Raw genomic sequence first — 22,926 nt, forward strand, 5'->3', positions numbered from 1 at the left:
TTAATACCTAAGATTATTCATACTTTTGCTAAGTCTCTGATTAACTCAGCCCTGCTGGGTCATTTTGCATGGCTTAGTCTAAACTCCAGTCAAAAGAGCAGGGGAGAAAAGAGGATTACGTAAATATACGTGGGTGCAGTGGAAGGCAGAATATTAGAACTTACAGCAAGATCCCCGACTTCTGGCAGAGTTGGGGATCTTGTTATTCAGGAATGATTTAAATTAATAACACTACAAGTCTCAAAGATTACTTTGATAAACTCAAAGTTAAACAAAAAAAATTACTATTTACATTAAAGTTTCAGCAGATAAAACGCTGTTGGAATTTGCATTAAAAATGATGTATTAGCCCTCTTGTATTTTTTAAATAAATACAACCTCAGAAGCCTTTGTTTTCAATAAATCAGTAAATATGCTGATAGAAATTTGCGCGTTAATCAGTAACTCTAACTATTGCAACAATCAACCAAAATTTTATACGTCTTTTTTGTTCCCAACAGATGAATTAGATATAACAATTACCTAAAATAGGGCTATTTGTCAGGGAAGTGAGATATTCATACTTAGGGATTTATAAAAACTTATTTAATAAAATCTTTTATATATATATGCTAGTCGTTAAGAAGTATTAAGAAATCCTTATTAAAGAATATTGCAATACCTTGATTTAATTGCTAACGTGTGTATGACAACGATGCTGATGAACGCTCTGAATCTAGGAGAAATAAAATCTATGAGCTATACCGATTCAGCCAAGTATGTTAGGCTTTGACAGTTTAAAACGAGAGGTTTCTGCCTCGTATAGACAATTATGAGGGATTGCAGATTAACCAAGAAAGATATCGTTGCCAAAGGCTTAATCTCAGTTTGATTTCAATTGCAATAGATTATTTGTCTTACTTGATGCCGACAAGCAAGTAACTCTTGATTGTGTATCTCGGCAATAACCAAGAGGTTGGTAAGACTTAGATTTTGGAGGATAAAACCAATGGAGATTCAAGGTAAAGTTGCTCTGATTACAGGGGCTTCGCGTGGGATTGGACGAGCGATCGCCCTCGAACTAGCGCAACAAGGCATCAAGCAAGTGATATTGGTAGCACGCGATCGCCAAAAGTTAGTTGAGGTAGCTAACGAAATCGAGGCGATGGGGACAAAAACTGCGATCGTCGCATTAGATTTAACACAGACAATTGAAGTAAATATCGCTGTTGCCCAACTGTGGCGTAATTTTGGACAGATTCACCTGCTGGTTAATTGTGCAGGAGTCGCATACCAAAGCTCGTTTTTGCAATCTAAGATGCCTCAAGTTCAAGAAGAAATTTCTGTGAACTTGTTAGGGATGTACAACCTCACTAGTTTAATAGCTAGACGCATGGCCAGCCAAAGGCAAGGGACAATCGTCAATGTATCGAGCCTGATGGGGAAAGTTGCAGCACCGACGATGGCGACATATTCAGCAACCAAGTTTGCCATCTTAGGATTTACCCAAGCCTTGCGCCAGGAACTAGCAGAACACAATATCCGAGTCATTGCATTACTGCCTTCTCTGACAGACACAGATATGGTGCGCGACTTAAAATTATTTCGCTGGGTGATCCCCATGACTCCCCAGCAAGTAGCGAAAGCACTCGTCGCCGGAATGCAAAATGATTCAGCAGAAATTTTAGTCGGATGGCAAAGTCATTTAGCCGTGTTGTGTCAACGCATTTCCCCTTGGTTATTAGAGCTAATTTTACGAATAGCGACACCGCCAGCACCAAGCAGACAACGGCTGATTCAAAAACTTATCCCTTCGCGTAGCGTCTCGTAGAGAAGCCGAGGGCGATCGCTAACTCAACACTCAGCATTCCCGAACAAACTTGTCCGAAATCTTCAGTCTTTGGGGATTTCTAGAAATTAAATTATTCAATTTTGGGAGCGAAGATGATCGTTAAATTCTTCCTCCCCTGCGCCCTCTGCTCACCAAAGCGATGGGATGATTTTTTTAGTTGGAAGTCCCTTGGCTTTACCCTTGTGCAACAAAGTAAGGCTCACAGTGCCAAGAAATGCTAATAAGCTGAAAGTAGAACTAGATTCAGGAACAGACTTAGAATTCTCAATTTTGATAACTTGTCCAAGTCCAGGGCGATCGCCTCGGTTTGTCACGTAAATAGCACCATCAGCACCAATAGTCAAAGCAGTCGGAGACTCTAATCCATTGCCACTAAGAATAGTTGTGCGAGTCCCATCCCTAGCTATCTTAATTACAGAACCATCTAGATTACCTTTCCAGAGTGATTGATTAGCGTACTGCAAAGCATATAAATTACCCTCACTATCAAAAGCTAAGTCAGTAAGTTGGGTAAAGCCATCGGTATAAACTGCTGGTTGACCATCAGCACCAACTCGATAGATTTTTGCTTCACCTTCTGGAAAAGGAAAACCAGTTAATTGGCTAATATAATAAGCGCCATCTGGGCCTTTGGCGATATTTGTCGGTACTGCTTGGATTTCAAATGGCGATGATGATGGGCCAGTGGGAAAAATTGGATTAGTTAATATCTGCCGGGGAATTGTAGCGATCGCCTTTAAGTTACTGCCATCAGTACCTACGCTGAGTAACTCATTAGCACCAGTATCAACTGCAACAATATTATTTCCATCTAAAAGAAGAGAGAAGGGATTGCTAATTAAATCTCCTTTGTCAGGATTATTTGCAAGTTCATAATTAGCTAAATCAGCAACACTTGTCCACGAATTTGTATTGAAATTAGCAGTGATGATTTTTCCTAAATCAGTGTTACCTAATGTGGCGCGAAATGTCGGATTTGAACCATATCCAATTGCAATATAAGGCTTGCCAGTAGCATCAAATTTGATATCTTGAGGCCCAGAAGTATCAGTACCATCTGGTAATGCTAAAGAAGGAAGTCCTGTAAGTATACGTTCTTGCTTACCATTTCCAATTTTTGTCACTGCACCAGTTGTGCCATAACATAAAGATTGGTTTGCAACGCTTGGTGAAGGAACACAAGCTCCACTTCCGCCGGTTCCTGCTTCGGTGACGTAGAGACTCTCGTCATTACCAAAAGTTAAACCCCGTGGATTATTAAGACCATCAGCAATTACCGAAAATGATGCCGCTTCTGCTGCTTTCGTTCCCGAAAAAGCAGCAATACAAACACTCAAAAATGTAATTCCAAATTGTTTTAGTTTCATTAGACCTGTCCTAAAATTAAATTTGCGTAAGTAAAGATAGAATAGACAATCTTATCTTGATAAATACTAATATTTACCGTATATCTTTTTTGCGGATTTTACAGCTTATTTAAAAGAGGGAAACAGATTCAAACTCAGAAACCTAGATGAAATCTGAATTTCTTAATTTTGAGTTGTATCATACCATTTCCAAAAATCTTTGCAACATAATGAATCGGCTGTAGGGGCGTACAGATGTACGCCTCTGGCAACAAAATCAAATAGGATTGTTGTATATTTTCCAACACTTTTCATACAAGTGTGATATCCAAATTGTTGAAATACACAGATATTGCAGGACTACAAGACGATCGCAGTTTGCATCAATACATAAAGTTACAGATCAGAAATTGCTGGGCGATCGCATAATTAGACATACCTTGTTTCGGAGCAATCAGAAATGCTTTCCTTCCCTACAACCCTGACTCCTTTGCCCGAAATCATTGATGGCTTACCGAATATTTCTGGTTGGGAAACAGAGGTTCTCTCTGTGGTTAATCAAGATCAACCAGTATTTTTACCAACAACGAATATCCGCTTAGAAGACTTAAATGCTGTGTTTGCGATCGCCTTACACATGCACCAGCCAACTATACCTGCTGGAAATGGCGGTACGCTGATCAGCAATCTGCAATATATGTTTGAACATCCCCATGAAGGGGATAACCACAATGCAGATCCCTTTGCCCATTGTTACAGCCGCATGGCAGACTTGATCCCCGAACTTGTAAGTCAAGGTTGCAATCCCCGTGTGATGTTGGATTACTCAGGTAATCTGCTGTGGGGACTGCGGCAAATGGGACGCGGTGATGTTCTCGATAACCTTAAACGAATTACTTGCGATCGCAACTATCAACCTTACGTAGAATGGCTGGGTACAATGTGGGGTCATGCAGTTATTCCTTCTACACCTATAGCAGATATCAAATTGCATATCATTGCATGGCAACATCACTTTGCAGCAATTTTTGGCTGGGAAGCATTAGCACGAGTCAAAGGCTTTTCGCCCCCAGAAATGCACCTACCAAATCACCCTGATGCTCTCTTTGAATTTGTGAAAGCGCTGAAAGAGTGTGGATATCGCTGGCTACTCGTTCAAGAACATTCTGTAGAAACTCTTATCGGTCAATCTCTTACTCACAAACATTTACCACATCGTCTGATTGCCCGTAATTCTCAAGGCGAAACAATTAGTATCACAGCCTTAATTAAAACTCAAGGTTCAGATACTAAATTAGTTGCACAAATGCAGCCTTACTATGAAGCGAAAACATTATCCAAACAACAAATTGGCAGTGTATTTGTCCCACCAATAGTTAGCCAAATTGGAGATGGTGAAAATGGCGGTGTGATGATGAATGAATTTCCTAGCGCTTTTAAACAAGCTTGGTGGGATATGGTAAACAATGGCGGTGGAAAATCAGGTGTAGTTGGGGTGTGTGGTACAGAATATTTAGAATTAATCGAAGCTGCTGGATGCAAACCTGAAGACTATCCAACTTGTCAGCCAGTGGGACAACATCAGATTTGGGAGCGAGTTTCACCAGATAATTGCCAACCCGAAGCTGTAGAAAATGCGATTCAAGAATTAAAGCAAATAAACTCTAATTTTCATCTGGATGGAGCCTCTTGGACAAATCATATCAGTTGGGTCAAAGGATATGAAAATGTGTTGTCTCCCATGTATCAATTAAGCAGTTTATTCCATCAAAAATTTGATCCCTTGCTGGAAACTGACTCAGCAGAAGCTATCACCAAACAACCTCACTATCGTAACATTTTACTACACAACCTTTTGCTGCAAACCAGTTGTTTTCGTTATTGGGGACAAGGTGCTTGGACTGATCACGCACGGGAAATTTACCAACGTGGCGAAAACTTATTGCAGATGAATTGAACTAAAGACTGGGGATTGGGGAGATAAAAAGTCAGGTGAATTGAGATTTAGTTCAAGTAAGTGGGAAATCTAAGTGTAGGTTGCTGGGTGCTGATATCCGAATTGGATAAGCTACCTGGTATTAAAACTTACAATGAGGTAGTTGTGTTTCGAGTTGTTGTTGGCCATAGCGACGATCCTGATTCTCAAAATGCGATCGCTGAAGTTCTTCAAGAATGTAACCGTTCTCTTGCCGGCTTCCTTCCCCAAGCTGGAATTTTATTCACTGCTATAGACTTTGACCATGCGTTAATTTTGCAACGCATCCAAGACGCTTTTCCCGGAATTGAGTTGATTGGTGGAACTACAAATGGAGAAATCTCTTCAATTCTGGAGTTTCAGCAAGATTCTCTGACCTTAATGCTGTTTGCTAGCGATGAAGTGGAAATTCACTCAGGTATTGGCCGAGGAGCATCCAAAAATCCAGCCCTTGCAGCCCAAGAAGCGATCGCCCAAGCTAAGGCAAAGAGTGCATTGATACCACAATTGTGCCTTACCTTCCCCGATAGTCTAACCAGCAATGGGGTTTTCATTTTGGAAGCTTTAAAACAAAGCCTGGGAGAACATATTCCCATCATTGGCGGAATGACTGCTGATGACTATACCTTTGACAAAACCTACCAATTCTTCCAGGGTGAGGTATTGAGTGATTCAATTCCAGTGCTGCTATTCTCTGGAAAACTACTATTTTCTCACGGAGTTGCCTGTGGTTGGACTCCCATTAGTCAACGTAGCCGTGTAACTAAAGTGGATGGAAACGTAGTCTATGAAATTGATGGACAGCGTGCCTTAGATTTCTATCAGCATTATCTCGGTGAAGAAAGATTTGCATCCAATTATGCCATCTATGCTCTGGCAGTTTTTGAGGATCAAAATCATTTCTATTTACGGGCACCCAATGGCTACGATCAACAGTCTGGTAGCGTGAAGTTTTTTTTAGATATTCCTGAACAGGCTGTTGTACAAATCACCGATGCAACTCGTGACAATATTTTGTTAGCCTCTGAGACATCTTTGAAAAATGCTCTTGCCGATTATCCTGGTGTGGAGCCAACAGCAGCGTTGCTGATTTCCTGTGCAGCCCGTCGGCGAATTCTGGGAACTCTGACTAGAGAAGAGTATCAGCTTGTCAAAACTCATTTACCAAACGCATTGCCTTGTTGTGGTTTCTATGCTTATGGTGAAATTGCTCCGATAGCGAGTGGAAGCCAAACGCAAGTTCATAACAAAACCTTTGTCACACTGTTAATAGGAACAAAATGAGTTGTGTATGGATAACCAAGACAATTCCATACAGATGCAAGAGTTAGAAAAGACAAACCGTATCTTGCGGAAAAAGCTGGAACGCTGCGAATCTGAACGCCGTCAGCTAGAAACTGACATTAGCACAAAGGAATTTTTACTCAAGAAAGTCATTTGTGAGTTAGAAGATTCGCGCACAGATTTGCAGCAAAGAGGCCAAGAGTTAGAAAATACGTTAGATAGTTTGCATCAAATGCAAGCTCAAATGATTCAAAGCGAAAAGATGTCTGCCCTGGGTCAAATGGTCGCAGGGATCGCTCATGAAATCAACAATCCCGTTAGCTTTATTTACGGAAATCTCAGCTATATTAGCCAATATATTCATGACTTACTGCGACTTGTCCAGCTTTATCACCGTTACGTCCCCAACCCACCCACTGAAATTCAAACCGAACGCAAAACCATCGATTTAGAGTTTCTAGAAAAAGACGCGATTATGGTATTGCATTCAATGAATATCGGGACGGAGCGGATTCGAGAGATTGTGCTGTCACTACGTAACTTCTCGCGCCTGGATGAAAGTGAGTTCAAAAGGGTGGATATTCATGAAGGCATCGACAATACTTTGATGATTTTGCAACACCGCCTTAAAGCCACTGACAAAAGCCCAGTCATTCAGATCATCAAAGACTACGGTAATTTATCTCATGTAGAATGCTGCGCCGGACAGATCAACCAGGTGTTTATGAACATTCTAGTAAATGCCCTCGATGCTCTCGAAGAATTCAATACTAAACGAACTTATCGAGAAATCCGCGATAATCCCAGTACCATCACGATTCGTACCTCTGTTGTTGATTCGCAATGGGTAAAAATTGCGATCGCTGACAATGGATCTGGGATTCCCGAATCGATTCAAAAAAAGATTTTCAACCCCTTCTTTACAACAAAACCTGTCGGTAAGGGCACAGGAATGGGAATGGCCATCAGCTATCAAATTATCACCGAAAAACATGGCGGTAAGTTAGATTTTTTTTCTACACTTGGAAAAGGAACGGAGTTTGTAGTTCAAATTCCTATCCAGCAACAAGTTTAGTCATTGATTATTTGTCATTTGTCATTTGTCATTGGTCTTTGGTAATAATGACTTCGGCTTCTCTACGGCTTTTTATGAAAACGATAGTGAGGCATTAGCGAGTTCACGAGCATTGAAAATGCGGGAATGTGGATCAACTAAGGGGTGTTTTCGTAGCCGTAGGATGAGTTAAAATTCATAATTATGATCAATCAAAGCAAAGGTAATAAAATTTCAAATTTTGTACCTATACCAATCTGTGAATGGAAATTTAATTTACCGCCATGTCTCACCGTTATGATTCGATAACTTACTGCTAAACTAGTATTTTTACTATTTTTTGTTTCCAGAGAAAAAGACTCCATAATTTGCTGTTGCAATTCTTGAGACATTCCAGGCCCATTGTCAGCAATGCGAATTAATACCCAACGAGAATCTGGTGCATTTGGATTGCTTGCTTCTTGCGAAATTACTTCTGTAGTAATCTCAATTCGAGGTTTTTGAACAATATTTTTCTCTTCTAAATGCAACTGTTGACTAACCGCTTCATTTAGTAAAATATCTACAACTTCGCTGAAAATATTCATCAAAACCTGGTTTAACTGCCCTATAAAGCAATAAACTGGGGGTAGCTGACCGTAGTATTTGACTATTTCAATTTCCCCTTGAAGACGGCTATTAACTAATAAAATAATAGTATCTATACTAGCGTGTAAATCTACTGGCTTTGGATAAAGTTCATCGATATGACAAAAGTTTTGTAAACTAGTAACAAGCTTTTTTAATCTTTCCGCGCCAGTACGGATACTCGCAAGCGATCGCGACAAATCTTGTTCTAAAAAATCAAATTCAATATCTTCTTTAATCTGATTAATTACGTGGGAAACTGACGGTAACTCTTGATCGTAAGCAGCTATTAGCTTGAGTAAATCTTGACTGTAAGTAGAAACATAAGTTATATTTCCCCAAATAAAACCCACTGGGTCTAAAATTTCGTGCGCTACGCCGTCTACCAAACGTCCCAGATTTGCCATTTTATCATTTTGAATCATTTGAGCTTGGCTGCGTTCATAGCGCACCAGATTGTCGATTCCTCGAATTTGCCAAGAAATAATATTCAATTCTTGGACATCTAACAATCTATAAGCACCAGATTCTGTGTGTACTACAATTGGTTCTGCTAATAATTCTGGCGATCGCTTTAAGCTAAGTTGCATCGCTGTTAAAATCGATGTTGTATCAGCAAGTAGCAACATCGGTATCCGCGCATAGCTGTAGAGAACGGCTAATGGTTGCTGAACTAACAACTCTTGTCCATAAGGACGAATCAAAAATTCCAGCAGCCGCCGCCGCGAAATCATCCCAATGAACTTTCCCTGTTCTACCAAAACTACTCCTGGTAGCAAGGGATATTTTTCTAAAAAATTAGCCACTTCCATCCCAGTGTGATTGATTTCCACTGGGAAGTTGTACATTGGTAGTTCTTGGAGGGTTGAATCTAAACCCAGATCGCGATCGCTACCAAGAGACAAAAATGGCGGTGAGATTTGGCAACTAAATTCTTCTGACACTAGACACCCTGATTTTTACAAAGATTGGGTAAACAATAAGTTAATATTTTACATTCTGCCACCCTCGAAATCCGGTTTTGGTTTAGGTATCTAATAAAACTAGTGGTATACCAGGGTGAAAATTGTTCTCAGGCGGCTAGAAGTAATTGGCGTGCGATTTATTAATGAAAGCAATTTTGAGAAAAACTGCCTCCTGCTTCTTCAAAATCTTGGTGGTGAATATTTAGAGAGCGATGTCTACGACGCGCTACGCCTACGCAAGCTAAACTAAAAATAATCTTTACGAAGAGTGCAAAGGTAGCGTTATGACCTCTGTAACCAATCCACCCAACGCCCTCACCCCTTTCCCCTTCCCGGATCATACTCAACTTCCTGAGTCCGATGGTACGTTCGTGAAAAATTGGCAAGAGCATCCCCAAAGCATCCTACTAACTGACTCTATTACACCTATCCTTAAACAATTAAATCCTGAAGGTGAATACTGTATAGGGCAAGACTTAGGCATTTACTGGCGGTTAACCGATCCCCCGGAAAAAGGCGCAGAAGCACCAGATTGGTTTTATGTACCGAATGTACCATTTTTGCTCAATGGGCAAACGCGACGTTCTTATGTGTTGTGGCGAGAGTTTATTGCCCCGTTGATTGTTTTAGAATTTGTCTCTGGGGACGGTAGTGAAGAACGGGATCAAACTCCTTTGAAAGGTAAATTTTGGATTTATGAGCAAGTCATTCGTCCTCCCTTCTACGGCATTTATGAAGCGAGTAAAGCCAACCTAGAAGTTTATCATCTGATTGAAGGACAGTATCAGATTTTACCAACAAATGAACGAGGACATTATCCGATTGTTGCTTTGGGTGTTGAATTAGGTTTATGGCAGGGAGTTTATCAGAATGTGGAATTACCCTGGCTGCGTTGGTGGGATTTACAAGGTAATTTGTTATTGAGTGGCGATGAAAGGGCAGAACAGGAATCTCAAAGGGCAGAACAGGAATCCCAAAGAGCAGAACAGGAACGCCAAAGAGCCGATCGCCTAACTGCCCAATTGCGATCGCTCGGTATTGAACCAGAAGCTTAGTATTTTCCTGTGAATTACGAATTACGAATTACGAATTAAATTTGTGGCTTAATTTGTTTAGACACAAATTTTACTGCTACCAGGGTAATCACGATGACAAATAAACCTCCTTCCGAATCGGAGTCATCTCAAAGAACTGCTCTTGGCTTTGATGAATTTATAGCTATTCTGGTTGCCTTCACCACTATCGGAGCGATTCTTTTTTGGTCATTGTCCCGCAGGGATTCTAGCTGGAACTTCAACGGGTTGCTGTCGGCTTCTTCCACTCCGTCGCCCAGTGTTCAACCAAATCAAGTATTGCCTTCCCTTAACCCCAAGGTAGAACCAAATGTACTCCCTAAGACAGTTTTGCCCTATTCTCCACCGGAAGCTGTTGTTGAACCCAAGACACCTTCATTGCCAACTAACAGCGCCGCTCCTTTCCGTGCAGTGTTACCATCTACTCAGGTAATCCCAACTCAACCCCCACAACCACAGACACCTGTTTCCTCTTCAGCAGTACTTGAGTCATCACTTAAATCATCAGCGCTACCTTTAGTAACTCCAGCAAAACAAAAATCTATTATTCCGCCGCCAATTGCATTTAACGATGTGCCCACTAACTTTTGGGGTCGGCGTTTTATAGATGTTCTTTCTTCCCGTAGTATTCTCAAAGGGTTTCCTGATTATTCTTTTAGACCAAATCAGCCTGTAAACCGCGCCGAATTTGCTGCGATTGTGCAAAAAGCCTTTGACCAAGAACCGTCTAAGACTGCGATCGCATTTGAAGATGTACCAACAAAATTTTGGGCAACTCCAGCAATTGACCAAGCCATCAGTGCCGGATTTCTCAAAGGCTATCCGAAAAAAACCTTCAAACCACAACAAAATATTTCACGAGTGCAAGTTTTGGTTGCCCTTGTTAGTGGGTTGAATTTGAAAGCGCCCACTTCTCCAAATCAGATTTTGAGTGTCTATAAAGATGCTAAAGATATTCCACCTTATGCTATTAGCAAAATAGCTGCTGCTACAACCAATGGTCTGGTAGTTAACTATCCAAACCCACAAATTCTTGCTCCCAACAAAGTAGCTAGTCGGGCTGAAGTGGCGGCGATGATTCATCAAGCTTTAGTAAAACGTGGCAAGTTGGAGGCAATTTCATCTCCAAGTATAGTGCGATTACCCAGTGCATCTCCAGAAACTTCGCGCACTCCAAAGGTTAAATTGTCGCCAGGAGGCTCGTCTCAACGATAATTCGTAATTCGTAATTAAGCTAAGAGTCACAGTCAGCTACCTCTAGGGATAGTAGCGTAATCACGAATTACGAATTGTTAATGAACTTGGCAGGGAATTGTAAGAGAAGTCTGAACGCCGAAAGTCGGCATTCAGACTTCGGTGATTTGGAATTAGAGCGTATTCTTATACAGGAGTACGTCTCATAGAGAAGCGATAATTAGATATTAAGCTTCTGGAATTTCTTTACCAACCACTTGTGATTTTAGAGTGGTGATTTCACTAGTTAACTCTTTCCTCGTTGAGGCTTTGAGTAAATAGCGGTAAACAAACCAGGCAGAGTAACCAATCCCTATCAACTCAAAAGTAGGCGCTACTAAAGGGATATCATTCAAAGCATCTAATATTGCCAAGAGTACTTTAACACCAACAATTGATCCCACAATTAAACCAACTGTTACCAGAGGTTGCTTATATTCATTAAAGAAGCCTCCCACATATTCTGGCAATGTTGCTAAAAATGTAGAAACTTGCTCCCCGTATTTTAGCCATTCATCTTGAGACTGTGCGGGAGGCTGGACTTTTGTGATGCTTCCCGTTTGGGTGTTGATCTCTGCCACTGTAGTTTCTTTGGATGCGGTTTCAGTAAAATCTTGTTCTGGCATTTTCACTCCCATTAATTTGACAGTTGAGTTTTTCTAATCTGGATAATTGCAACCAAAAGGCTGTTGGTTAGGTAATGCACAAGTGCATCAGTACAATTGATTAAAGGGCACAAAAGGGTTTTAGTGTCCTTTAACTATAATTGCCCCGTAATATCTACTGCATCAACTACAAGGTAGACAGTCAGTAGGAGGATAGAATTCAGAAGGGAGCAGGATGTATTATAATCGTCCTTCTGAGTTCTTTTCTAAATCAACTGGAATCCTCTGGTTGTGATTATCTCATTCCGTGTCATTTGTTCATAATCGTACTAAATCTAAGTACAAATCAGGTAAAATCAGCCCACCTCTCATTTATATAAGCCTAAAAGCCGATTTTAGCCAATATTAAAGCTATCTTAAGCCTGGTTCGTCAATTAACGCATTCGTATTGATATTAATACGTAATAAAAGTTTTTGTGTATTCACATCGACTAGACTTTCAACCTATTTTATGATAAACGTGCTGATGATTGGGGATGAGGCAGAAATAACCAATGCCCCATGCCCCATAATCAAACCTTTTGTTTTTTTCCTGATTGTATTAATTTTATAAGGAAGCAGTAAGGTAGACTAGTGGCTTACCTGATGTCAAGAACTAATTGCTATCAACTGTATATTGAGGAAAGTATTGTAGTAAGGAGAAGATGGTCTCAGATCGGTCTTTAGTTCGGGAAATTATTTGTTACTGTTGAAAAAAGTGAATTCGGTTCGCTGTCAGTAAGTGTACTTAGCAACATTGCTATCAAAATAACTCATAGTATATGAGGTTATGCGAATTATCTACTAAGCAATGATTTGCTGTTGCTATAAAAGAAGATAATGTAAATGTTAATAACCAATTAAACTGTTTGTACAAGCTAAACTGATTTGGTAATTTTTGCGGGAAGGCAAGGAGGTTTGAGAAATGCCAACTCAAAAGCCAACCCTTATCGATAGCAGTTCAGAAATCAAAAAAGTGTCAGCCGAAGAGCCATCGACAGACGAACTACCGACTATAGAATTTCCCTCACGAGGGAAACTCAAAGCCAGTTCTTGGCGCATCCATCAAAAAATTGGCTATGGGTACTTTGTAGCTATCGGAATTGGCTTTTTTGGAGCGCTAACTGGGTTAGTGATTGCCAACTACTACCGGGGTAGGGAAGTAAGGCAATTCAATCAAGCTTATGAACAAGGACAACTACTGAGTAATTATAGAGATGCAGTAGTAGGGGCGCAATTACATAGCTCTAATCTAGTTGCTGTATTAGAAAATTCACAGCAACTACAAACCAAAAAAGCTGATTTTTTGAAGAATGTTGAAAAAGCCAAGCAATTAGAGTCAAAAATTTCTGGATTTATTGACAGTAAACCTAAAAGACTAGCGGCAACAAGTTCGACTTTACAGACGCTGTTGCTAGATTACAAGAATAATTTAAAAGCTTACGTTGACCAAATCGAGGTCGTCTTACAAAAAATTGACTCCCAACCAGCGCAGCCTCAGCAAATTTCTGCTGCCCGATCGCAGTTATTGACAATTATGCGTGGTGAAACAGCCATGCGCCTAGATCAGCTTTCTGAAAGCTTGGCTAACATCCTGCAAACTGCTGAAGATCAAGAGCAAGAAAGGCAAAAAGCCGTTGAGCAGGCAAAAGTAGTTGAGCGATTTATCGTAATTATCAGTATGCTCGTTTCGGTGGCGATCGCAGCCATTGTAGCTTGGCGTACCAGTCGAGCGATCGCTGAACCAGTTATCACCGTCACCCAAGTAGCTGAACAAGTGGCGCGGAAACATAATTTTGATTTGCGAGCGCCCGTCACCACTGAAGATGAAATTGGCTTACTTGCCAAATCTCTAAATCGTCTGATTGAGCGAGTATCTGAGCGAACCAAAGAACTACAACAAGCTAAAGAGTTAGCAGAAGCCGCTAGCAAGGCAAAAAGCGTATTTTTAGCCAATGTCAGCCACGAATTACGCACACCATTAAATGCTGTCATCGGCTTGAGCCAACTTCTAGAAGACGACGCTACCGATCTTGGTTTATCGGCAGACTTTATCACCGACTTAGAAACAATTAACTCTGCCGGTAAGCATCTACTGCACTTGATTAACGAAATCCTCGACTTGTCAAAAATTGAAGCGGGGAAAATGACTCTCTATCCAGAGACATTTGAGATTGCGACGCTAATTAATAACGTTGTCCTCACAGTCAAACCAGCTATAGAAAAAAATGCCAATGTTTTAGAAGTGCATTTTGATGAGCAACTTGGCACCATGTACGCCGATCAAACTAGGATGCGGCAGGTGTTGTTAAATTTACTAAGCAACGCCAGTAAGTTTACTACAAATGGCAAGGTGACGCTGACAGTCAACAGCGAAAAGGAGGAATTACGACTGGATGCTCCTTTGGGTATGATTACTTTTACCGTTACCGACACAGGTATAGGTATGTCTAACCGTCAACAGCAGCAGTTATTTCAACCTTTTACCCAAGGAGACACTTCAACTACGAAAAAGTATGGAGGTACAGGACTGGGCTTGGCAATTAGCCGCCACTTCTGTCAGATGATGGGTGGTGAGATTATTGTCAAAAGTCAGCCGGGACTTGGTTCTACTTTTACTATTCGTCTGCCAATGACTGTGCAGGATTGAATGGGAATTGGGAATTGGGAATTGGGAGTGCTGAGTTAAGAGTTTTGTTTGTCTCCCCTGCTCCCCTGCCCCTTCATCTCCCAAACTATGTAATAATCTTTACCCTTCCAGTATCTAAGTCGTAACGACCGCCCACAATTTTCAATTTACCTGACTGCACCTGCTCACTTAAAAGCTTTGATTTTTGCAAGCGTTCAATTTGATATTGCACATTTGCCACCACAGCATTTTCAACCGCATCACCGGGCTGATCCTTGACCTTTTTCAGGGCTGGCTCAATTGCCTTCACAAACGTACTAATATCACCAGGTAACGATTCTTTTTGGACAGCTGCGGTTACAGCCCCACAACGTTCATGGCCCATCACCATCAGCAGTGGAGAACCTAATAAGACAACGGCATATTCAATACTGCCGATCGCTTCATGTGTAGCGATATTTCCAGCAATCCGAACATCAAAGATGTCTCCGATGCCCTGATCGAAAACAATTTCTGCCGGTACTCGTGAATCAGCACAACTAAGAATAGTTGCAAATGGATGTTGAGCTTGAGCAACTTCCTGCAACCGCAGCGCAGATTGATCGGGGTATTGAGGATGATGATCGACAAATCGCTGATTTCCCTCTATCAGCTTTTGTAAGGCGGCATCAGGAGTCAGAGATTGAGTGGGGGCTGGGTGTGCTTCATCAGCTTTAGCCTGTTCCACCCGCCAGAGTAAATCACTGGCAGTTATCGCCATTCCAAATGCCCCGGTGATTCCCAACTTTAAAAAGTGACGACGTTCCATGAAATGCTTCATTGAATTTATAATTTGTTACATTGAGGCAACACATCTGACAGAGCGAATTTCCATCACATCCGAAACGTAGCAAGTACCACCGAACTTGTTGAGAAGTGGTTTGATATTTTCGACAACAGGCTTGAGTTGTTCTGGCATACAAAACGCGATGATGTAAACATTATCAAGCATGGTCATGTCTAAATCTTCTGTCGTTCCTCGTAATCCCTTACCAGCAACATTGCGGATTACGGCATGGTTATGTACACCTGACTTGTCTAAATTATCTAAAATTTTGGCAAGTTCAAAGGAATTGGCAATAATTTCTATCTTTTTAACTACGTGCATATTATTAGCTCCAAAATAGGTTAATTCCGTAGAGATATAACGGAATTCCCACAATAATATTGAATGGAAAAGTCACCGCTAGAGCAGTAGAAACATACAGGCTAGGATTTGCTTCTGGAACAGTCATCCGCATAGCTGCCGGGACAGCAATATAAGAAGCACTGGCACACAATACAGCGAATAACAGCGAATCTCCGCGAGGCATACCGATCAATTTGGCGATCGCTAACCCAATGACTGCATTAACTATTGGAATTAGTATGGCAAATAAAATTAGGAAAACTCCGGTTTTTTGCAAGTCTTTAATTCTTCTGGCAGCGACTAATCCCATGTCCAGTAAAAAGAAGGTGAGAACGCCATAAAATAGCCCTTGAGTAAAGGGTTCTAATACTTTCCAACCGTGTTCACCTGTCAATACACCTATTAATAGACTACCTACTAATAGAAAAACTGAACTATTAAGAAATGCTTCTTGCAAAACTTCCGGCCACGAAAACTCTCGCTTTCCATCGGCGGTGAATATATTCACCAAAATTAGACCAACTATAATCGCTGGAGATTCCATCAAGGCAAGAGCTGCCACCATATAACCATCAAAAGGGATGCCAAGCTCAGTTAAAAAAGCGCTAGCTGTGATGAAAGTGACGGCGCTGATAGAACCGTAAGTTGCAGCGATCGCAGCTGCATCGTAAGTATCCAATTTCCACTTTAGGATAAAAAATGTGTAAATTGGAACAACACAAGCCATCATCATTGCTGCTGCGAGTGTTAAAATTACTTCCTGAGTTACACCGCTTTTGATTAGTTCTACCCCTCCTTTAAAACCAATCGCCATCAGCAGATACAACGAAAAGAGTTTGGGCACTGGTGCAGGAATTTCCAGATCAGACTTGACAAAAACAGCAGTCATGCCTAAAAAGAAAAACAGGATTGGCGGATTCAAAATGTTGGATACAATTAAGCTGAGATCCATATCCACCCCTCCTTGTATTGGTTAAACCTGAAATTAAAGAAATTTTTCATCTTTAAAAACTTAACGGTTGAATCATGATGTATTGTCTATCGCTACCCAATATCAATATGGGTACTCAAGGAGTGAATAGTCCTATTGGTAACAATAGTCTCGATTAGGTATTACAGCATTTTTAAAGCAAATAAACCACGGGCTAGAGAACATTGCGGTGTCTCTACGAAAATCCGTAGTTAAATTAACTGAAAATAGCTATTAAGCTCTGTTAACAAGAGAACAAGTAAGAGCTTACCCAGTATTTTTATGATGTTTGATTCCCCGTCGATGATTTTACGACAGAACGCGCAGGAATAACTCGTGGCTAACCTATCTACGTAGAAAAGTTAATGATTTAGGATTAGTACCTGGAGTTTCGATTTTCCTCAAAGGAGTTAAAGTGACGAAGACTCGTGGTCTTTTCGGTTTTAATGATGTTGCTTGTAAGTGGAAAGGTAAAATCATGAGAGTCGCGCCGAAAGAAGGATGGTTTATCTTAAGAAATTTTAATATTTTAGAGTTGGCTATTTCACCCTATAAATAAACATTATCTATAAAATAGATGTTTAGAGATTTCAAGAAGGGTGCTATAACTTAGAAGACACTAACGTTGATAACTTTGAGGGCGAACCCTTTATTTCTCTAGTTTTATTAATAGCGATCACTTTTACTTCTGCAACGATTCAAGGTTAGCAGATTAAACGTAAAGGAATACCAAAATATGTAGGTCGTGTAAAATAATCTGTTTGTTCTGAGCGCAGATACAGCAGTTTTTATATTAGTTTGCATTGTCAAGCTTGGGTTAGGGACTTGAAATTAAATAATGTACTGATATACCAATCAGATTTTACCGTTTTATGATGGATTCAGGGTTTTAAACTGGTACTTTATTTTAGCTCAAGTCCCCTAGTTTTCATGACAGTTCTATGGAGATGGTAGCCGATTTAATCAAACTTAATCCCAATAAGCGAAAGTATTATCAAAAAGGCATGAGGGCTATGAGTGCTTATTTATTCAGCTTTTTATAGATAGAGCTTTTTCTCACCACGTCAGATTTATTTTACGCTTGGGATAATAGTAATTATCATCAAAAGAAAATCGAAAGAAATGAGGATAAGAGTCAGCCAGAAATTACGCCTTCTTCTAATACCTAAAAACTTAATTTTAACTCGGAGCCATCCTAGAGGTTTAATAAGTTGAAAAACAGAATATACCCCAACTAATGCTAATAGAAAGACAGAGATTATGCTAGCGTTGGGGTTGTTTTTAGTAGTAGCTAAAACTACAGCAGAAACGAAAGTGACGAACAGACTTATAATATATGTGACCCTTTGACTCGCATCTACAGCCATTTCTGCTATAGTATCCTTGTGATCTGGGAGTAAAGTATAATCTTGTGGAATATCTGTAACAAGCTTTTCATGAAGGAAAGCATCTGAACTGTTACTGCCAAATTTTATGAGTATTGAAAAAATAAAAGGCAGGGGTTCAAACCAATTAAGATTCATAAGATAACAGACTTCCAAAAAATAAATTATCCAAAATTATCTGTATATTTATAGGAGCGTAAGACCTTGATTCCATACAATGGGATGTTTTTTTCACTGGAAGTCTTTAAATAAGGAATGAGGATTTATTAACTTCCAGATTTACTGCATAGAAGCATTTCAGTGCTATGCCCAAAAAAAAGTTATGGATCTAATTTAATCCTCATTCCTAAGTTTCACTGTAATAACCATTTTAATAGTATCGTGAGTATTTGGAGATGAGAATATATCATCGAAGTTAAAAGTAATTTCAGTATGAATGGTTTCGGTAAGAGAATGGATAGAGCAAATACTTATCTCAGCTCCATCTAATGATTCGCTTATTTGTCCTGCAAGTACTTTATCGATACACCAAATAGGTGAGCAACAATCTCCCTTTACAAAGTGAAACTGTTTGTTTGAAGAATGAGTAAATGTTCGTCCCTCAACCCAGATAGATTCACGCCGAGAGTTTTCCCCTTCAATAACATGCAAACGTGTATGACCATTTCTTATATTGCAGTCCCTTGGATTTTTACTTAGTTTACTAGTAAAAGCTAGATTCCGTCCTTTATACTCATCAATGCAACGAGACATTTTTCAATACTCTAAATAATTTTCTGATTGAGTTTTTTCTTGCAAAAATTCGCCTATTTCCCGAAAATCTTTTTCTTCAGATGCAACTGAGATAATTTTTGTGATTATATAAGAGTAAATTTTTTCATTAAACTTAAATTGAGAAGCAAATCCAGAACGTGGGTTCTTTATTACTATTCCAAAAGTTTTGTTTTCTTGGCAAATATCTGACCAAAATTCGCACAATGATGATTTAAAAACTGCATAACTCACATTAAAAACTAGGGAAATTGGTGACTGTGTATTTGTTAAAAAGTCTAAAAAGGAAGAAATGTCTTTATATTTATATTTTGTAAAATCAAAATCATTATTGGAGAAAGACGTTAAATCTTCGAGGTGATTTTTATTATTATTTTGTAACAAGCAAAATAATAGTACATATTCTATAGTCTGTTCATGTTTATTTTTTCGTGTATTATTTAATATGGATTTTAAGTCGCTCATATCTAATTTTAAAAATAAATCTATAGGCTCTGGAGAAAACCTATTTTTAATAGTGTCAATATTTGTAATAGTTTCAAGATGTAAATCAAGGTGTAATTCTTTATCTTTACGCAATTCTAAGAATTTGAGGTGAACCTCAACAAACAAGATTAATAGATCATTCAACTTGAATAGCTTATTGCCATAAATTTGATAATCCTTTTTAAAAAGCTCAATCATTAATGCTGGTTTATCATTTACCTTCACAGCAAAACGATCTCCTTCAGCTTTTTTAGTCTTTCCTTTGAACTTGTCAATATTAATCATTAAACCTTCCTTAATAAGAAATTAAGTCGAAACTTAGTGATATGAGGCACTTTGTTCTCGCTCAAATTTAGAAAAACAATGATTGCTGATTTTATCTACAGTGTTGCTCCTTTAATTAATTTAGAAACTATAAAATGTAATTTTTTACTATATTAAGAGATAAACTTTAAACAAAGATGATCCAGTAACTAAGATGCTAAACGCTTCAAATACTAGATGAGCTTAAAGATTTTGTTGCTCGGAAATGAATGGACGATTAGCTTCCCACTAGCGAAATCTTTCTAAATATCTCTGCAATTACTAAGGAGCCTTTCTACAACTAATACTCCTAAATAAAGAAAATTGCAATAGGGCATAGCTGTAATCTTTCGTTGACTGACAAAATTAGCAAGAGAGCATTCTTGACAAGTTAAGCTTATCAAGCATTTGTCAATAAGTAATAGTGCTTAAAAATCGGTAAAAATCTAGGTTAGAAACACAGTTTTTAAGTCAACGATCACGTCATATTTAAAAAAATCCTTCATAACTTGCCCTCAAAATTCTGTATAAAAGTCAACTTTATACTTTACTTTGGTGCGTATTTTAAGTATAATTACTAATTGACAAAAGTAATGTTGTCTTAAATTTTCACGAACAATTTATTACCTCATTTGCCTGCTGATGAAGATTATCCCTAATATTAATAAGAGCAATCCAGGCAGCTTTCTCTTGCTTCTACATAAATCATGATAGAGTACCATTCTGGTTAAGAATATTGCCAGACAATCTTTATTAACCAAGTTTCGTTAGGATATTGTAACCTGGGCAATAGCAACTCTCTATTGATGTGACACCAGGCAATCGCTTTTTCACATCCATGACAACAACCATCGACTTTCTCAGTCACCTTAACCCTAGTCAACGTCAAGCTGTCGAACACTACTGCGGCCCGTTGCTAGTTGTTGCTGGCGCAGGTTCCGGTAAAACACGAGCGCTGACTTATCGCATTGCAAATCTAATTCTAAAACACCGTGTCGATCCAGAAAATATCCTGGCGGTTACTTTTACCAATAAAGCCGCGCGGGAGATGAAAGAACGGATTCAACGGCTGTTTGCGGAACAACTGGCTATGAAACAACATGGTCAGCGTTTTGATTTGTTGACAGAATATCAACAAACGCAATTGCGATCGCAAGTTTACAAAACAACGATCAAAGACTTATGGTGTGGCACTTTCCATAGTCTATTTTCTCGCATTCTCCGTTTTGATATTGAAAAATACGTAGACGAAAAAGGACGCAAGTGGAATCGTAATTTCTCGATATTTGATGAATCAGATGTAATCAGTCTGATCAAAGAAATCGTTAATAAAGAGCTAAATCTAGACGATAAGAAGTTTGATGCTCGCTCTGTTCGCTACGCTATTAGTAACGCTAAAAATCAAGGTTTATCGCCCCAAGAATTTGAGCAAGACCAACCAAATTATCGCGGACGGGTAATTGCCCAAGTTTACAATTTATATCAAGATAAGTTAGCACAAAATAACGCTCTTGACTTTGACGATCTTATTCTTGTACCAACGAGATTATTTCAACAAAATGAGCAGGTATTGAGTTACTGGCATCGCAAATTTCGTCATATCCTCGTAGATGAATATCAGGATACTAACCGCACTCAGTATCAACTGATTAATTTATTAGTTACTAATGGCGAAACCAAAAAGAGCGAGTGGCAATGGGAAAATCGCTCAGTTTTTGTTGTCGGTGATGCAGACCAATCAATTTACAGCTTTCGAATGGCAGATTTCACCATCTTGCTAGGATTTCAGGAAGACTTTGGTGATGGTTTGGTAGATGATGACACCCGAACGATGGTTAAGCTAGAAGAAAACTATCGTTCTTGTGAAAACATTCTGCAAGCGGCTAATGAACTGATTGAAAATAATACCCAACGGATTGATAAAGTCCTGAAGGCGACGCGGGGATCGGGTGAACAGATTACTTGTCACAAAGCCGATGAGGAACTTGCAGAAGCGGCATTTGTGATTAATCAAATTAGCACTTTAGAAAACCAAAATCCAGAGTTAAACTGGGGTAGTTTTGCTATACTTTATCGGACAAATGCTCAATCTCGTCCCTTTGAAGAATTGTTGGTGAAATATCAAATTCCTTACACAGTCGTGGGGGGAATGAGATTTTACGATCGCAAAGAAATTAAAGATGTCGTCGCGTATTTAAGAGCGATAAATAACCCAGCTGATACAGTCAGTTTATTGCGAGTCATCAATACTCCCCGCCGGGGAATCGGCAAAACCACTATTGACGCTTTGATAAACGCATCTCAGCAATTAGGGACAACTTTGTGGGAAATCCTCAGCGATGAAACATCAGTTAATACATTAGCTGGACGGGCGACAAAAGCTGTAAATAACTTTGCCGCAATGATTAGCCGTTGGCAAGGGCAAGTCGCCACGCTTCCGGTGACAGAGGTTTTGCAAGGAATATTAGAAGATTCTGGTTACGTTCAAGACTTGATGAATCAAGGCACAGACGAAGCCACAGATCGGGTACAAAACGTTCAAGAACTTTATAACGCTGCACTGCAATTTCAAGAAGAAAACGAAGAAATTTCCCTGCGAGATTTTCTAAGTAGTGCCGCCCTCAGTTCCGATTTGGATAACTTAAAAGAAGGACAGACAGCCGTTTCTTTGATGACTTTGCACGCTTCCAAAGGTTTGGAATTTCCCGTAGTATTTTTGGTGGGATTAGAACAGGGACTATTTCCCGGCTACCGTTCCCTAAGTGACCCCGCATCTTTGGAAGAAGAACGCCGCTTGTGTTATGTGGGAATTACTCGCGCCCAAGAGCGGTTATTTTTATCACACGCGCGGGAACGTCGTTTGTATGGTTCTCGTGAACCTGCGATGCGATCGCAATTTCTCGACGAATTACCAGAAGAATTATTATCTACTAAACGCGCAAGTCGTCAAAGCTATACCAAAAGTGCCTCTACTTCTAGTGAAAAACAAGACGCAACCCAGACTTGGCAAGTAGGAGATAGAGTATTACACAAGACTTTTGGTCTTGGTGAAATCACTCATGTCTTCGGAACAGGTAATAAAATGTCTGTGGCAATTAAATTTTCTAGTTTGGGACAAAAAATTGTTGACCCAAGAGTAGCGCAGTTGCAAAAAATTTGAAAACAAAGCCACAAGCCATAGA

General features: G+C 39.6%; 18 protein-coding genes and 1 pseudogene. 10 read left to right on the forward strand and 9 right to left on the reverse strand.

Going from position 1 to position 22,926, the window contains the following annotated elements:
• The first annotated feature begins 988 nt into the window (after positions 1-988).
• Positions 989-1,810: an SDR family NAD(P)-dependent oxidoreductase gene (locus V7K69_RS00005; protein WP_335030497.1), complete on the forward strand. Its 822-nt coding sequence runs from the start codon at positions 989-991 to the stop codon at positions 1,808-1,810.
• Positions 1,811-1,959: 149 nt separating this feature from the next.
• On the opposite strand, the gene V7K69_RS00010 is transcribed toward V7K69_RS00005, so the two are convergent.
• On the reverse strand, positions 1,960-3,198 hold the full coding sequence (locus V7K69_RS00010) for a ScyD/ScyE family protein (protein ID WP_335030498.1): 1,239 nt from the start codon (positions 3,196-3,198) through the stop codon (positions 1,960-1,962).
• Between the two features lie 439 nt (positions 3,199-3,637).
• On the opposite strand from V7K69_RS00010, the gene V7K69_RS00015 reads away from it, so the two are divergent.
• From V7K69_RS00015 to V7K69_RS00025, 3 genes are all read left to right on the forward strand, one after another.
• Positions 3,638-5,134 (forward strand): glycosyl hydrolase family 57, encoded by a 1,497-nt coding sequence (locus V7K69_RS00015; RefSeq protein ID WP_335030499.1) that lies wholly within the window; start codon positions 3,638-3,640, stop codon positions 5,132-5,134.
• Between the two features lie 144 nt (positions 5,135-5,278).
• Positions 5,279-6,436, forward strand: coding sequence for an FIST signal transduction protein (locus V7K69_RS00020; protein WP_335030524.1), 1,158 nt, complete (start codon positions 5,279-5,281; stop codon positions 6,434-6,436).
• 7 nt (positions 6,437-6,443) lie between these two features.
• Positions 6,444-7,511, forward strand: a complete 1,068-nt coding sequence (locus V7K69_RS00025) for a sensor histidine kinase (protein WP_335030500.1) — start codon at positions 6,444-6,446, stop codon at positions 7,509-7,511.
• 191 nt (positions 7,512-7,702) lie between these two features.
• On the opposite strand, the gene V7K69_RS00030 is transcribed toward V7K69_RS00025, so the two are convergent.
• Positions 7,703-9,061, reverse strand: a complete 1,359-nt coding sequence (locus V7K69_RS00030) for a sensor histidine kinase (protein WP_335030501.1) — start codon at positions 9,059-9,061, stop codon at positions 7,703-7,705.
• A gap of 115 nt (positions 9,062-9,176) precedes the next feature.
• On the opposite strand from V7K69_RS00030, the gene V7K69_RS00035 reads away from it, so the two are divergent.
• From V7K69_RS00035 to V7K69_RS00045, 3 genes are all read left to right on the forward strand, one after another.
• Positions 9,177-9,332, forward strand: a complete 156-nt coding sequence (locus V7K69_RS00035; RefSeq protein WP_335030502.1) for a hypothetical protein — start codon at positions 9,177-9,179, stop codon at positions 9,330-9,332.
• 34 nt (positions 9,333-9,366) lie between these two features.
• Positions 9,367-10,137, forward strand: coding sequence for a Uma2 family endonuclease (locus tag V7K69_RS00040; protein ID WP_335030503.1), 771 nt, complete (start codon positions 9,367-9,369; stop codon positions 10,135-10,137).
• A gap of 93 nt (positions 10,138-10,230) precedes the next feature.
• Positions 10,231-11,370, forward strand: coding sequence for an S-layer homology domain-containing protein (locus tag V7K69_RS00045; protein ID WP_335030504.1), 1,140 nt, complete (start codon positions 10,231-10,233; stop codon positions 11,368-11,370).
• A 206-nt stretch (positions 11,371-11,576) separates the two neighbouring features.
• On the opposite strand, the gene V7K69_RS00050 is transcribed toward V7K69_RS00045, so the two are convergent.
• Entirely contained in the window at positions 11,577-12,014 is a 438-nt protein-coding gene (locus V7K69_RS00050) for a CAAD domain-containing protein (RefSeq protein ID WP_335030505.1), read from the reverse strand.
• Between the two features lie 943 nt (positions 12,015-12,957).
• Between V7K69_RS00050 and V7K69_RS00055 the strand changes: the two genes are divergently transcribed.
• Complete coding sequence (locus V7K69_RS00055; RefSeq protein ID WP_335030506.1) at positions 12,958-14,682, forward strand: sensor histidine kinase; 1,725 nt, start codon at positions 12,958-12,960, stop codon at positions 14,680-14,682.
• Positions 14,683-14,767: 85 nt separating this feature from the next.
• On the opposite strand, the gene V7K69_RS00060 is transcribed toward V7K69_RS00055, so the two are convergent.
• From V7K69_RS00060 to V7K69_RS00070, 3 genes are read right to left on the reverse strand one after another with little or no spacing between them, the layout of a single operon-like run.
• Positions 14,768-15,469: a carbonic anhydrase gene (locus V7K69_RS00060; protein WP_335030507.1), complete on the reverse strand. Its 702-nt coding sequence runs from the start codon at positions 15,467-15,469 to the stop codon at positions 14,768-14,770.
• 27 nt (positions 15,470-15,496) lie between these two features.
• A complete protein-coding gene (locus V7K69_RS00065) occupies positions 15,497-15,808 on the reverse strand; it encodes a P-II family nitrogen regulator (RefSeq protein WP_335030508.1) in 312 nt (103 codons plus the stop codon).
• Positions 15,809-15,812: 4 nt separating this feature from the next.
• Entirely contained in the window at positions 15,813-16,781 is a 969-nt protein-coding gene (locus tag V7K69_RS00070) for a sodium-dependent bicarbonate transport family permease (protein WP_335030509.1), read from the reverse strand.
• A gap of 337 nt (positions 16,782-17,118) precedes the next feature.
• Between V7K69_RS00070 and V7K69_RS00075 the strand changes: the two are divergent.
• Positions 17,119-17,618: pseudogene (locus V7K69_RS00075) on the forward strand (IS4 family transposase); the annotation flags it as partial.
• Between the two features lie 251 nt (positions 17,619-17,869).
• Here the strand turns inward: V7K69_RS00075 and V7K69_RS00080 are convergent.
• From V7K69_RS00080 to V7K69_RS00090, 3 genes are all read right to left on the reverse strand, one after another.
• Positions 17,870-18,322: a hypothetical protein gene (locus V7K69_RS00080; RefSeq protein ID WP_335030510.1), complete on the reverse strand. Its 453-nt coding sequence runs from the start codon at positions 18,320-18,322 to the stop codon at positions 17,870-17,872.
• Between the two features lie 195 nt (positions 18,323-18,517).
• Entirely contained in the window at positions 18,518-18,937 is a 420-nt protein-coding gene (locus V7K69_RS00085) for a hypothetical protein (protein ID WP_335030511.1), read from the reverse strand.
• 3 nt (positions 18,938-18,940) lie between these two features.
• Positions 18,941-19,726 carry a hypothetical protein gene (locus tag V7K69_RS00090; protein WP_335030512.1) on the reverse strand — a complete coding sequence of 262 codons (786 nt, stop codon included), beginning with the start codon at positions 19,724-19,726 and terminating at the stop codon, positions 18,941-18,943.
• An 856-nt stretch (positions 19,727-20,582) separates the two neighbouring features.
• Between V7K69_RS00090 and pcrA the strand changes: the two genes are divergently transcribed.
• The gene (gene pcrA, locus V7K69_RS00095; protein WP_335030525.1) at positions 20,583-22,904 is read left to right on the forward strand and encodes a DNA helicase PcrA; all 2,322 of its coding nucleotides are present in this window, start codon (positions 20,583-20,585) and stop codon (positions 22,902-22,904) included.
• The last annotated feature ends 22 nt before the right edge of the window (positions 22,905-22,926 follow it).

The sequence above is a fragment of the Nostoc sp. genome (assembly GCF_036917775.1).
Taxonomy (GTDB): Bacteria; Cyanobacteriota; Cyanobacteriia; order Cyanobacteriales; family Nostocaceae; genus Nostoc.

What these genes read in the sequence shown, in the direction of transcription:
- V7K69_RS00015 (WP_335030499.1), top strand. Translation starts at nt 3,638, where the DNA reads ATGCTTTCCTTCCCTACAACCCTGACTCCTTTGCCCGAAATCATTGAT.
- V7K69_RS00070 (WP_335030509.1), bottom strand. Translation starts at nt 16,781, where the DNA reads ATGGATCTCAGCTTAATTGTATCCAACATTTTGAATCCGCCAATCCTG.
- V7K69_RS00060 (WP_335030507.1), bottom strand. Translation starts at nt 15,469, where the DNA reads ATGGAACGTCGTCACTTTTTAAAGTTGGGAATCACCGGGGCATTTGGA.
- V7K69_RS00040 (WP_335030503.1), top strand. Translation starts at nt 9,367, where the DNA reads ATGACCTCTGTAACCAATCCACCCAACGCCCTCACCCCTTTCCCCTTC.
- V7K69_RS00005 (WP_335030497.1), top strand. Translation starts at nt 989, where the DNA reads ATGGAGATTCAAGGTAAAGTTGCTCTGATTACAGGGGCTTCGCGTGGG.
- pcrA (WP_335030525.1), top strand. Translation starts at nt 20,583, where the DNA reads ATGACAACAACCATCGACTTTCTCAGTCACCTTAACCCTAGTCAACGT.
- V7K69_RS00055 (WP_335030506.1), top strand. Translation starts at nt 12,958, where the DNA reads ATGCCAACTCAAAAGCCAACCCTTATCGATAGCAGTTCAGAAATCAAA.
- V7K69_RS00080 (WP_335030510.1), bottom strand. Translation starts at nt 18,322, where the DNA reads ATGAATCTTAATTGGTTTGAACCCCTGCCTTTTATTTTTTCAATACTC.
- V7K69_RS00010 (WP_335030498.1), bottom strand. Translation starts at nt 3,198, where the DNA reads ATGAAACTAAAACAATTTGGAATTACATTTTTGAGTGTTTGTATTGCT.
- V7K69_RS00085 (WP_335030511.1), bottom strand. Translation starts at nt 18,937, where the DNA reads ATGTCTCGTTGCATTGATGAGTATAAAGGACGGAATCTAGCTTTTACT.
- V7K69_RS00025 (WP_335030500.1), top strand. Translation starts at nt 6,444, where the DNA reads ATGGATAACCAAGACAATTCCATACAGATGCAAGAGTTAGAAAAGACA.
- V7K69_RS00045 (WP_335030504.1), top strand. Translation starts at nt 10,231, where the DNA reads ATGACAAATAAACCTCCTTCCGAATCGGAGTCATCTCAAAGAACTGCT.
- V7K69_RS00050 (WP_335030505.1), bottom strand. Translation starts at nt 12,014, where the DNA reads ATGCCAGAACAAGATTTTACTGAAACCGCATCCAAAGAAACTACAGTG.
- V7K69_RS00090 (WP_335030512.1), bottom strand. Translation starts at nt 19,726, where the DNA reads ATGATTAATATTGACAAGTTCAAAGGAAAGACTAAAAAAGCTGAAGGA.
- V7K69_RS00065 (WP_335030508.1), bottom strand. Translation starts at nt 15,808, where the DNA reads ATGCACGTAGTTAAAAAGATAGAAATTATTGCCAATTCCTTTGAACTT.